The organism is Klebsiella sp. GN_Kp190 (assembly GCF_040061795.1).
Lineage (GTDB): Bacteria > Pseudomonadota > Gammaproteobacteria > Enterobacterales > Enterobacteriaceae > Klebsiella > Klebsiella michiganensis.
In genome coordinates, this window is the sequence record NZ_JBEAFN010000005.1 from 127,723 (window position 1) to 140,166 (window position 12,444).

Sequence of the window (12,444 nt, forward strand, 5' to 3'; positions counted from 1 at the left end):
TCGCTATTAAGAAAACACCCAAACGTGAGCCCACCCGCAGATATTATCGCCATTTACTCAGCGCACGGATAACCCTGTAGAGTACATTTCCTGGAGTGGTCAGAGTAAAAAAAACAATAAAACAAAATGCCGGTTTTGCGGCGTTTTAAATCTACCGGGGTATAGCTTGTAACGCGTTAATCAACAAGTGAAATGGAGGGTCTGGAAGAGGCTTTGCTTCGATGATCACAGAAGTAAAAAAACATAATAAATTAATTTAAAAACGTAATAGATTCTTCGAGATCATTTATGTCAGAAATTGTTACACATCCACACAACACACCGGAGTCTGCTCAGAATGAGTAAAAACATAATGCAAAGCCGCCGTGATGAATATCATAAATTAACGCGTGGAGAACGTATTGGTTATGGTATGGGCGACTTCGCTCAAAACCTGGTTTTTGGCACAATAGGCGGCTTTCTGGCTCTTCACATGCTGACGGTTAATACCATCAGCACGGCAACGGCAGGGTTTATATTTCTTTTTGTCCGAATCATCAATGTCTTTTGGGATCCGATGGTCGGCACGTATGTTGACAAAAGAACGTCAAAAGCAGGTAAATATCGCCCCTGGCTGTTAAGAGCCGGCGTACCGTTGGTGATCCTTTCCGCTTTACTTTTTGCTCCCATTCCTGGGGTCAGAGGTTCGGTACCTTTTGCCTTCATCGTTTATTTGGCTCTGGATTTAGTTTATTCCGTAGTGAATATTCCTTATGGTTCGCTTAATGCGTCCCTGACCCGGGATCCGGAATCAATTGATAAACTCACCAGTACCCGAATGATGCTGGCCAATAGCGCCAATCTTCTTGTTTATACCCTGTTCCCGATGTTTGTACAGATGGCTTCACCAAAAGATCGCAGCCTTAAGGACACCGGTTTTTTCGGCATTGAGCTCAATCTGGGAAACTATACCGATCCATCAGCCAACTACGCCTGGTTCGGCGTCTACTCCGTGTATATGCTCATCGGCGCGGTGGCGCTTTTCATCTGCTATAAATTTACGAAAGAACGCGTTGTCGCGACGGCAGAACAGACCGCCAACGTCAAAACGACCGATCTGTTCCTTGAACTCAAACATAACCGCCCGCTGGTTATTCTCGGGCTGTTTTTCATGCTGGCCTTCACGTTCATGTTTTTCATGAACACGGTTAACGGCTTTTTCAATCAGTACGTTGTCGGTCATTCAGAATGGATGGGCGCCGTAGGCCTTGTCGCCTCCATACCGGGCATCGCATTCCCTATTTTTTGGCCCAAACTCAAGAAAATTTTTGGTAAAAAAGGCTTCTTCCATATTTTTCTGGCCATGTTTATTGTCGGCGAGCTACTGACTTACGTCTGGTCACGCGAGGGCATGCACGATGCGCTTTGGCTGGCTTACATCGCCACCTTCATTAAACAATGGGGCTTAACGTCCGCGACCGGCTTTATGTGGGCGCTGGTTCCTGAAGTGATTGCGTATGGCGAATTAAAATCTGGCAAGCGAAATGCGGCGATCATTAATGCGATTATGGGCCTCTTTTTCAAAATCGGCTTTACCATCGGCGGCGCGATTCCCCTGTGGTTACTGGCCGTTTATGGCTTTAATGAAACCGGCGCCCAGCAAAGCGCCAGCGCTATCGACGGGATCATTATGACCGCGGTGTGGATCCCTATCGCGTTAGCCATCGTATCGATGATCATCATGCAGGTTTATCCCATCTCTGACAAAAACGTAACCGATATCAACCGTCAGCTTGATGAAGTCCGCGCGTAGTTAAAAATATAAATTAAATGCATTTGGAACATTTAAATAAAAAGGTGTAATGATATGTCACTTATTCAAAACCCTATTTTACGTGGGTTTAATGCCGACCCCAGTATTATCCGTGTCGAGGACACCTACTATATCGCCAACTCTACGTTTGAGTGGTTCCCTGGCGTTCGTTTACATGAGTCAAAAGACCTGGAGCACTGGAATCTTCTCCCTGCGCCCCTGTCAACCACCACCCTGCTGGATATGAAAGGCAACCCTTCATCAGGCGGCATCTGGGCGCCGGCGCTCTCTTATGCCGACGGTCAATTCTGGCTAGTGTATACCGACGTCAAAGTCACCGAAGGCGCCTTTAAAGACATGACAAACTATCTGACCACCGCAGCCGATATCCGCGGCCCGTGGTCAGATCCCATTAAGCTTAACGGCGTAGGTTTTGATGCTTCTCTCTTCCACGACGATGATGGCCGGAAATATATCGTGCAGCAAACCTGGGACCATCGTGAATATCACCATCCCTTTGACGGCATCACGTTAACTGAACTGGATACAAAAACCCTGAAATTAATGCCAGAGACCGCGCGTACCCTTTATCGGGGGACCGCCGTTGGGCTCGTTGAAGGGCCGCATCTCTATAAACTGAACGGATATTATTATCTTTTTGCCGCCCAGGGGGGCACCGTATTTACGCACCAGGAAGTGGTTGCGCGTTCTAAAACCTTAGACGCCAACAGCTTTGAAACGGAGCCAGGTGAGGTCTTCTTAACCAACGTCGATACGCCAGACAGCTACATCCAAAAGCAAGGGCACGGCGCGTTGGTTTCCACCCCCGGCGGCGAATGGTACTACGCCTCGCTCTGCGCGCGTCCGTGGAATCGCCCGGGTGAGTCAGTCTACGATCCTCGCGGCTGGTCAACGCTGGGCAGAGAAACGGCTATCCAGAAGGTGTACTGGGATGAAGGCGGCTGGCCGCGTATTGAAGGCGGTCACGGCGGAAAGACGTTTGTTGAAGGCCCGAAAGATGCCATTGATACCGAAAGTCCGGAAGACCGTAGCCAGCACGACGAATTTACAACGGCGACACTCGATGGTAACTGGAACACCCTGCGGGTGCCGTTTACAGAAAAAATGGGTACCACCGGCGATGGCAAGTTAACGTTAATTGGCCAGGGATCTTTAGCGAATACCCATGACCTGTCGCTGATTGCCCGACGCTGGCAAGCCTTTTATTTTGATGCGAAAGTTAAAGTTAAATTTAATCCATTTAACTACCAGCAAATGGCTGGATTAACGAATTACTATAACGATCGTCACTGGAGTTTTGTGTTCATTACCTGGAATGAAATTAACGGTAAGGTCATTGAAATAGGTGAGAATAATCGAGGACGGTATACATCATATTTAAAAGATGAAGCCATCAAGCTCCCGGAGCACGTTGAATATGTCTGGTTCCGGACGAAAGTCAGGAAGGAAACGTATAGCTATGAATATAGCTTTGATGGGGTTGAGTTCACTGAAATCCCTGTGAAGCTAGATGCTGCGATCCTTTCGGATGATTATGTCCTGCAAAGCTATGGCGGATTCTTTACCGGAGCGTTTGTTGGCCTTGCGGCAGTCGACTACTCCGGTTATGGCGCCCGCGCTGAGTTTTATCATTTCGATTATCAGGAGCTTGGCGACACGTTAATCGCCAGGGACGCGTATAGCTGGGAAGCCAGTGAATTACGGCGTTATTAGATAGCCCTGTCTGAGGAGATTGAACGCTGAAAGGAGGCACCGGCGCGACAGGCGCGCCGGTGCCGGGTGTGGCAGGGTTGTCGCATCAGGCCGGCAACCGGCCGTTCCGATAGCGAAAGTCATGCGTCACGCTAATGACCCGTGCGGGTGGCTATTGCAGGCTTATTCCGCCGTTTTTTGTTTCAGCGCAGCATAGCGGGCAATCAGTTGTTGCAGATGCTGCTCCGTCTGGTTCTGCTGCGCCGCAGACCCTGGCTGATTGCGCGGCTGTGCGGAGAGTTGTCGCAGCTGCTCTTCCGCCGGAACGGTACGGCTGAACGACTGCGTTATGGCAAACACCGCTGACTTCAGCTCACTCACCGTGATATACCGCCCCTTCTGTTCATCCAGCGCGTTAAGCCGGTTCGTCAACTGCTGTAGCTGCGTCATTCCCTGGTGCCAGCCGCTGAGATTCTCCACGGGAAGCGCGGCGGCGCTGACCTGCTGTTGCCATTGCCGCGCCAGCGGTTTCGCCTGTTCTGGCCATAGCGTCAGCGCCTGCTGCGCCAGATGAGTACCATAACTCAAAGCCCAGTCCGGTTTTAGCTGTAAAAGCTGCGCCAGCTGCTGCTGAGTCTGTTTTATCCCCGGCTCCGCCGAGGGGGATTGTTGTCGTAGCGTCTGTAACTGCTCAGCGGAAAGCACCGTAGGCAATGGAGAGAACCGGGCGGGAAACCGCATCTGCCCCGAATCGGACGGGTGCGTTGCCCGCCATCCTCCCGCCGCGGCCCCGGCCAGCGCCAGCATAGTCAGCATCCCGGCGACAAACGGCTTCCAGGGCTTCGCGGGCGCCGGGAATGCCGTCACAACGTCAGCATTCGGCCGCGATGCCGGTTCGGCGACATAGACCCATTTCACCTGCGCGGTCGGTTCAGGGAGGCTGGAAGGGGCAGGATCAGGCGCCGCCGCTTGCGGCGCGGTCTCCTCTTTATTTTCGCTGCTCTCCAGCCGCACCGCCGCGTTGTGCAGCAGGATAGACAGGGCATCAAGCTGGCCGGCATGTTTGAGTTCCAGACGCTGCAGTACGTCATCCAGCGCCGTCAGATACGCTTCTGCCTGGTAAAGCTGGCTCAGGTCGATATAGGTAAGCGACAGCGTGCGCATCGCCTGCTGCAGTCGTTTACTGAGCGAACTGAGTATTTTGATTCGCGCAGTCGTCGGCTGCGGCCACATACTGCCCCACTGCCGGGAGACCAGCGCGACCAGTATCGCCAGCCCTTCATTCATGCCGTATAGCCCCGCCAGATGCGTGCGGACAAGCGTATACCAGGCGGCAGTCTGTAGCTCCACGCCGTTGTGCTCAAACAGCGACAGGCAGAGTTTTTCCGCGAGCCGCCAGTTGACATCCGGGCGCGCCGGATGGGTCAGTTTGTTCATTTCATCGCGAAGGCGCGCGTAATCCGCAAGCGTACGCGGGTCGCCGCCGGTTTTCAGGCAACATTCAGAAGGGGTCGTCATGATGATTTCAGCCAGAATAAAAACTAGATAGAGGAGCGGACTTCCAGGTACTGCTGCTGTTTGAGGTGGCGGATAAGCACCCTGCCCTCGGGCATAAATTCGGTGCCGTAGCGCACCAGGCCTACGCCCTTCAGCTCCGCGTCAATGGCGTAACGCAGCTCGCCGGGAATAGCCTGCTCGAGCAGAACCTCGTCAATTTTCTTCAGCCGCGGTTCATATTTAAGCAATACGGCCGACAGGATGCCCATCAGCTCATGAGCCGTACCCGGCATCCCCTGGAGGATTTTAGTCATATCCGGCAGGCCGTAATCGGGCAGGTGCGCCAGCGTCCCGGCTCGACAGTTGAGGACGCGCTGCATATTATCCAGCACCGACAGAATAACCTGGTTTTCCTCACTGACCTGATGCAGGTCGAGTCCGCCGGTAAAGTTGCCGTACAGCATTTCATACAGCGAGGGGGCATTATGGCGTGTGGGCATCTCAGTCATCCTTCAGGGGTTTCAGCGTCAGGCGGTTATGGCTGGCTTCAATAATGCGCGGTTTGTCGGGATCGAGATCGTCGCGCCTCAGCACCAGCTTCCAGTCATTCTTCACCATATCCGGCGCCCGGAATAACCCCACCACCGCGATAAACTGCGCCTTCTCGTCCATCGGCATATCCAGGCTGACGTCAGCGCCGGGTTTTACCACCAGGCTACGGCTGGCAAGCCGTTCGTCTCCGGCGGCCTCCTCGCTTTCCGTGACCAGCTGCTGATAGACCCGTTTATCGAACGCCTTGCGGTCACTGAGCTGGTAGACCCACACCATCACCGGCTGGGAGAGCGAGGTGTTCTCCCGCTCATCGGTGTTCAGTTCCGCCCGGGCGGTAACGTCCAGATGCAGGACGTTTACCTGCTTATAAAATACCGATTTCACCGCCGATGAGGTGCTGTCGCTAATTTTCTGCGTCAGGCCACAGCCTGTCAGCAGTAAAGGCATAAGAAGTAAACTCCATCGCTTAATCAAAGTGGTATGCAACACGCTGGTTTCCTTGTTGTAAAGTTGCAGACGGCATTCCGCAATAGCCGCCAGGCTCAATAGTAAAGGTGGCGGGGATATCGGGCGGGATCTCCTCTCCCTCCACGCCCAGTATCCCCGTCATGCCGAGCATAAAGGGGGTTTCGCCCAGCACCGGCGCAGGCAGTAACCGGGCAGGAACGGTCAGCTGTATACGCGCTTTATAGCGCCAGCCAAGATAGACCCGCAGCAGGACCAGAAAGTCCTGATATATCTGCCCTTCCGGTAACCACCCCTGCGCCTCGGCGATATCGTCCGTGTACAGCGCAATCAATAGCTGGCTGCTGACCTCTGTCGTTTCGTCGCCCAGCACGTTATAGCCATCGAGCAGAAAATCGTCATTGCCGTAAAAACCCAGTGGATTGTTGATGAAAAACGTGCGCGGGCAGTGCGGCGTGACGGTGGTCCGCGTGCGGGGAGCCAGCAGACGCACCAGCGCCTGAATCCCCTCTTCGGTACGCGCAGGCAGGCGCATGATGCCGAGCAGCGCCAGAAAACGCGATATCGGGGTGGCGATATGCTTATCGGTACCCGGCATTCCCAGACCGATAAGGCCCAGCAGGCTCTGCGAGGTGCTGTCCCTGCCCCCCGCTTCAAACGTCGCCGGGTAGGAATATTTTCGCCAGATGCGGTAAAACTGCGTCAGAATGCGGTGGTTAAAGATATCAAGAAACGCCTCCTGCGCTTCGTGCCCTTCCCGCTGCTGGGCGATCTCGTCGAGCCACGCGGTGGGCAGCGGCGAGTCGACGCCGTAGAGCCCCATAAACGTCGTGCGCACCGTCGGCGGCGCATCCGGATGGTCTTCATCATATTCCACCGCTTTCAGCTCGCTGACCGGGAAGCCCATTCCCGGATGCGGGCGAAACCGTACCGGATCGTCCGCCGGATTCAGGGTGCTGCCCAACGGCGATGCGCCCGGACGACGCTTTTCCAGTAACTGGCAGAAGCGGTAGAAGTTGATGCGATAGATTTCCCGCTCAAGCCGGGGGCTTAGCCGGGAATGCGGCGGTTGTGGTTCTCCTGCCATTCGAGGCGCTCTCCCCCAGGTTGTAGTATCAGAATCAGATGGTTGAACAGGTGAATATCGGTATACAGCGCGAAGAAGCGGTTCAGCATCTCGCCGAACAGGCAGATATCGCCGTGCCCGGCGAAGCCGCTGCTGTCGAGGGTCACCTCAATCTGCACGCCGCGCAGAAAATGGCCCTGCGCAAAACGTTCCACCTCGCTATGCCTGACATCGACAATCGCTTCCAGGCGGCGGCGGTTCATCTCGTTATCGGTCCAGTCATAGAGGGCCAGCGCGCCGCGCAGCACGTCGGCGTTATCCATCATCCACAGGAAACTGCTGCCGAGATGGCTCAGCACCCGCCAGTGAAAACGATCGCGGTCCGGCGGGTAGCACGGCAGCGTCGGGGCGCAGAGGTTACGCACCTGAATGCGCGCGGTGGTGGATTTCACCACCGTGTCCAGCAGCGTACTCTGCAACGCCCGGCGCGGCAGCTGGCCGTTGGTGCCGGTCAGGCTGAGCGACAGTTTTTCATTCTCCGGTACGGTGTGGTTATCAAACGCCTCGCCGCCGAGCGTCAGCCAGGTGTCGTGCAGCCCTGAAGGACCGGACTTTACCCGCGTATGGTAATAATATTCCGGCGCATCATGGCGCAGCATTCCTCCCTTGTGACGGAAGCTGGTGAACGGCACATACGTCTGGTGACCGGAGTGGCGCGAGGAGGTGACCGAATCCACGGAATAAATCTCGGTATGACCGTCCTGGACACGCATCGGGCGCAGCAGGTATTCGGTCTGTAACGAGTCCAGGTGCAGCGGATCGGACTCCAGCGGAAACAGATTAATCACCGGCGTGCAGTGCAGGCGCAGATGTTTCTCCGACAGCGCATATTCATGCGGCCACTGTCTTTCCAGCACGATATCGATTTCAAACCACGCCAGTTCTTCCGGGAAATCCACATTTTCCAGGCCGCGCAGCGTCACCGACATAAACTTTTCACGGAAGGTAAAATACTCCAGCAGCAGCTGATAACCGCTGAAACTGCCGCACTCCGGCAGCAGCGCCTCCTCCTTACTGAAACCGGAGACGGCAAAACGGGCGTCCAGCGGTCTGCGGTCAGCATCGCCGGGAAAGCGGATACCCGTTTTCGCCACCCGGAGCGTCAGCGCCTCATGTAAGGCGCAGGCCAGCGGCGCATCGCCATTCAGGTACAGCGGGATGCGGCTTAAATCGATGCGGCTCCAGTCTGCCAGCGGGCTGCACTCAAAGCGCAGGCGGAGAAGCGAGCGCCCATCCGGTTCCGTCGAGATCCCCGCCCGGGCGAGCGACAGGGGCTGCAGGGTCAGCGGCTGCGTCGTGGTGTAATGGCAGCGGGTGCGCTTTTCACCAATGGGCTGAGAAAGAATTCCAAAGCCTTTTTCAACGCGGACAGGTTCTTTCAGCTCACGCCAGTCCGCGGTGAACTCAACAATGGAGAGCGACGGAATGGTACGCAGGTAGTGTGGCCAGATCATGCTCACCAGCCCGCCGGTCAGCTCCGGCAGATCGTCGTCGAGCTTTTCGCGCAGGCGGCCCATCAGAAAGGCGAAGCCTTCAAACAGGCGCTCGACATAGGGGTCGCGCGCGCCCGATTTGTCGAGATTTAAGGCCGCCGCCCGGTCAGGATGGGCGCGGGCGAATTCTTCGCCCGCTTCACGCAGGTAACGCATTTCGGCGTCAAAATAACGCAGGGTTAAGTCGTCCATAGAAATATGCTTTTAGCCTTAGAGCTACAGGAGGTGCGTTTAAAAAATGGGGAGAAGATCGCGATAGGTGTTTTCTGCAACCTCAGATCGCATCAGTGTCATTGAACATTGAACATTGAACATTGAACATTGAACATTGAAGCAATAAGTTGCGCGCCCTTACCTCATCACGCATCTTCTTGAAATCATCGTTGCCGGGGGGATCTCCGGCGGTTGGCGAGCAGAATATCAACAGAGGCCATTATTCACTCCCTTCCACAACGTCAGATTCATATTCATCCGTGCGGCCTGGCGCCGGGACACCGACGCTGAATATCTGCGACGGCAGACTGAAGTTTCGCAGCTTCAGCAGCGCCAGCGGTCCGTCGCCCAGTTCCGTACGCAGCAGCCACTGAAGCTGTCGCCTGTCCGGCGCGGTGACGCTCAGCCGGTACAGCCCGTCCCCCGCTTTCTGCCGCTGCATCTGCTCCAGCATCCGGATAACGCCCCACGGGCCACTGTGGTTTGTATACAGACGGGTTCCCGCCGCCGTCGACGTCCAGGTCAGCATCGCCCCCGGTTTATTGATTACCCCCGGCCAGCGGAAGCTCTGCCAGTCGGCAACCTGGTTAAAATAGTGGAGTTTCTGCCCGTCAAGCGTCAGCTGTGTTTCCACCACTTCCGGCATTGCCACCCCCTGCAGTTCAAAGCTGATACCCTGGCTGCCGTCGGTAAACAGGATGTCGGACAGCTGGCTGAGCTGGTTCACCGCGTTCAGGAAGGCCGGGCTGAACGTCAGCCCCTGGCTGCGGGTTCTGTCCGCCACCCAGGTGCTGCCCTCCCGGTGCAGAACGCCGCCCAGCTGCGTGCTGAGGAAACGGTCAATACGTCCGGTATCGCGGCGGATGAACGCCGCCAGCATCGGCAGCGAGGCGTCGCTCTTCGCGGCAGCAAAGGGATAACGCCCTTTAAACGCTGAATTCCAGTTCGCGACAACTGAGCGCTGCCACGCTTCGTTCAGGCTGGCCGCCGATGGCTGAAGCACCGTCTCCCAGGCCTGGGTCAGCGGCTGAACAAACATCGTCTGCCCGAAACCGCTCCACTCTTCACCGAGGCTTGCCGCCACCAGACTGCCGTACTCCTGCGTGTCGGTCAGGTCAACGCTCTTGCCCTGGAAAACCGTCTGCGCCAGCTGCTGCATCATCGCCTGCGGGTCGGCGGCGTTTGCCACCTGCTGGAGCCTGAGGCTCACGCGGGTCAGGCGCGTCAGGTAAGTCTGTAAACTGAGCGAACTGTCCGCCGCCATCACGCTCTGCGCGCTGTTTTTACCCATAAGCTGCAGCAACGGCCCGAAGGTGCTGTCCAGCGGCCCCGCCGGTCCGGCGGCCTGCTGGTCAATCACCGGCCGGTCATCACCGCCCAGCAGGTTTTTCGCCGATTTCACCAGCGATGCGGAAATGGCCTCTTTCTGCTGCCCGGTCTGCCCCTGGTAAGCCAGGGTGTTCATCAGGGCAATCAGCGGCGACTGGCGCACGTCCCCGGCCAGCGTTAACTGGTCGGTGACGTCGGCAATATTGTGCGCCGGGTTCAGCCGGATACTGTTGAGGAAGTTCAGCCAGGCACCGGCAAAATCGGTGAAGTAGCGCGCCGTCAGGCGCTGCTTCAGCGCCTCCGGGGAGACGTCGCCGGACAGCGTTTTACGGCTATCGCTCAGCACCCAGTCGATTTCATCGCGCCGGGACGCCACGGCGTTATCAATGGCTTCCTGAACCCCGCCCTCCCACGCCTGGCGGGTGAACATCCCCGGCACCGACTCCGGCGTGCTGAACAGGCGACCGGCGTCGGTCTGCGGCGTCATGTCCTCCAGCGTCATGTCCGCGTAGCTGCGGCGCACCCGGGTGAGCATGTTCTCATACAGCGTACTTTCCGCGTTGCGCCGGCCAATCTGCTCCAGCAGCACCTGACGTACCCGGGTGACCAGCTGCCTGTCCGGCGTGATTTTCCAGGCAGGCTGCGACGGCAGGCTCTGCATGTAAAAGGCGTGAAGGTCCGGGGCGATACTCTGCCACAGCGCCGGGGAGAGTCCCGGCCGGGATGGCGCGGTGGTTGTCATCACCTGCGCGTACAGGGCAGCGTCGGCTTTGTCCGGGCGCGCCATCATCAGGTATGCTTTCAGCTGGTCGTAGCCCGCCTTAGCTGACGTGGCGCGCTGCGGGCTGCGCGGCGGCAGGTTCGCCAGGACGGTCAGTTTCTGCGTCAGCGCCTGCATGGCCGCATCGCGTATCAGACGGTTACTGGCCTGGCCGTACCAGGGCATCAGGGCGGCTGAAAGCGGCGCATTGTGGTCCAGCCCGAAGCGCTGGTACCAGGGAGCGCCATTCGCCTGTTGAGTCTGCAGGCGCCCGATATCGTTACGCAGGGCCTGCAGCGCCATCAGCTGCGGGTCGTTAACCGCGGGATGATTCACCAGCTGCTGCGCCCGCGCCGCCGCGCTGACGATATGGTGGCGGTTAACGGCAAAGGAGACCACGCTGCCCGCCCCCCACAGGGCAATCAGCGTCAGCAGGGTGACGCCCGGCGTTCGCTGCCACGGCATCCCTGCCCGCACGCCCCGCGCCTGAACGCAGTCCGCCGTCACGCCCTGCCAGACCGCCGGAGCGGACCAGCGGTGTTCATGGCCCGCGGCATTATCCTCAGGGGCCAGCGACGGGCTGAACATCAGGCCGCGCAGCGGAACACGCTTCAGGTGCTCCGTCAGCCACGGCGTCAGCAGCGTTTTCCAGTGGGCTATTCCCTGTTTCTCCAGCTGCCGGCCGAAACGTAACAGGAAATCGTGCGACGGCCCGGCGCACAGCTGCTGTATTCCCCTTTCGCGCAGGGATGGCAGGATAGCGCGGAGCTGGCGCTCCACCCCCGCCGGCGTGGCGCGGGCCGGGAAAAGCGCCCCTACCGTCTGGGTGACGCGCGCATCCTGCGACCAGTCGCTGTCAGTCACCTGCCACAGGTACACCGGCGGCTGCCAGCGCAGCGCCTCCCCGACCTGCTCCAGGGTGCGAAGATGGTTATCCAGCGTACCGGCGGTGGTCTGTCTCTCATCCAGCGCCAGCACGATGCCGTCCAGCGGACGGCTGCGGCGCAGCTTACGCAGGGCGGCCAGGCGCCCGATGTCCGGCGCCGATGACAGGCTGCCGCCGTAAATCAGCACCGTGCGGTGGCCTTCAAGCCACTGTTTTTCGGCAAGGCCGGGGGCGATGGCGGCGATATGTTCGGGTTCGCCACAGACCAGCAGCAGGCGGACTTTACTGCGCCAGAAAAGGTTGTAGCGACGGCGGAGGTGGGCTTTCACATGCCGAATGCTAGCAACGGTCGAGGATTCTGCCTCACTTCGATGCCGTATAAAATCGGTTTTATTTCCAGATGAGAGGAATTTAGCCTGGCGGTAAGCGTTTTTACCAAACAAATATGTCGTAATAAAAAAAATGATAATAAAGAGCAGTAATCCACCCGTTAGTACCAGAGCTAATATAAATAGCCGCTCAAACCAGATAGAGTCTGGAGAAATCCCCAGTATAGTCGGTTCACTCCTGAGGATAAGGCATGCTGCAATTCCCAAGCATAAAAGAACAAACAAGATA

General features: G+C 57.2%; 8 protein-coding genes. 2 read left to right on the forward strand and 6 right to left on the reverse strand.

Annotation, left to right across the window (positions count from 1 at the left end; translation table 11 throughout):
• The first annotated feature begins 352 nt into the window (after window positions 1–352).
• Both ABLU67_RS02620 and ABLU67_RS02625 read left to right on the forward strand, forming a co-directional pair.
• Window positions 353–1,792: an MFS transporter gene (locus ABLU67_RS02620; RefSeq protein ID WP_162557676.1), complete on the forward strand. Its 1,440-nt coding sequence runs from the start codon at window positions 353–355 to the stop codon at window positions 1,790–1,792.
• A 54-nt stretch (window positions 1,793–1,846) separates the two neighbouring features.
• Complete coding sequence (locus ABLU67_RS02625; protein WP_048263687.1) at window positions 1,847–3,526, forward strand: glycoside hydrolase family 43 protein; 1,680 nt, start codon at window positions 1,847–1,849, stop codon at window positions 3,524–3,526.
• Window positions 3,527–3,688: 162 nt separating this feature from the next.
• Here ABLU67_RS02625 and ABLU67_RS02630 read toward each other — a convergent pair whose 3' ends face one another.
• The 6 genes from ABLU67_RS02630 to ABLU67_RS02655 form a co-directional block, all read right to left on the reverse strand.
• Entirely contained in the window at window positions 3,689–5,023 is a 1,335-nt protein-coding gene (locus ABLU67_RS02630; protein WP_348852143.1) for a VasL domain-containing protein, read from the reverse strand.
• Window positions 5,024–5,046: 23 nt separating this feature from the next.
• Entirely contained in the window at window positions 5,047–5,502 is a 456-nt protein-coding gene (gene tssE, locus ABLU67_RS02635; protein ID WP_348852144.1) for a type VI secretion system baseplate subunit TssE, read from the reverse strand.
• Window position 5,503: 1 nt separating this feature from the next.
• On the reverse strand, window positions 5,504–6,043 hold the full coding sequence (gene tssJ / locus ABLU67_RS02640) for a type VI secretion system lipoprotein TssJ (RefSeq protein WP_032749377.1): 540 nt from the start codon (window positions 6,041–6,043) through the stop codon (window positions 5,504–5,506).
• The gene (gene tssG, locus ABLU67_RS02645) at window positions 6,021–7,106 is read right to left on the reverse strand and encodes a type VI secretion system baseplate subunit TssG (RefSeq protein ID WP_014838280.1); all 1,086 of its coding nucleotides are present in this window, start codon (window positions 7,104–7,106) and stop codon (window positions 6,021–6,023) included. Before tssG ends, tssJ begins: the two co-directional genes overlap by 23 nt.
• Complete coding sequence (tssF, locus tag ABLU67_RS02650) at window positions 7,070–8,830, reverse strand: type VI secretion system baseplate subunit TssF (RefSeq protein ID WP_348852145.1); 1,761 nt, start codon at window positions 8,828–8,830, stop codon at window positions 7,070–7,072. Before tssF ends, tssG begins: the two co-directional genes overlap by 37 nt.
• A gap of 241 nt (window positions 8,831–9,071) precedes the next feature.
• The gene (locus ABLU67_RS02655) at window positions 9,072–12,371 is read right to left on the reverse strand and encodes an ImcF-related family protein (RefSeq protein ID WP_348852173.1); all 3,300 of its coding nucleotides are present in this window, start codon (window positions 12,369–12,371) and stop codon (window positions 9,072–9,074) included.
• Between the last annotated feature and the right edge of the window lie 73 nt (window positions 12,372–12,444).

Excerpts from the sequence above, each read along its gene's own strand:
- ABLU67_RS02620 (WP_162557676.1), top strand. The coding sequence starts at position 353 with ATGCAAAGCCGCCGTGATGAATATCATAAATTAACGCGTGGAGAACGT.
- tssF (WP_348852145.1), bottom strand. The coding sequence starts at position 8,830 with ATGGACGACTTAACCCTGCGTTATTTTGACGCCGAAATGCGTTACCTG.
- tssG (WP_014838280.1), bottom strand. The coding sequence starts at position 7,106 with ATGGCAGGAGAACCACAACCGCCGCATTCCCGGCTAAGCCCCCGGCTT.
- ABLU67_RS02625 (WP_048263687.1), top strand. The coding sequence starts at position 1,847 with ATGTCACTTATTCAAAACCCTATTTTACGTGGGTTTAATGCCGACCCC.
- ABLU67_RS02630 (WP_348852143.1), bottom strand. The coding sequence starts at position 5,023 with ATGACGACCCCTTCTGAATGTTGCCTGAAAACCGGCGGCGACCCGCGT.
- tssE (WP_348852144.1), bottom strand. The coding sequence starts at position 5,502 with ATGCCCACACGCCATAATGCCCCCTCGCTGTATGAAATGCTGTACGGC.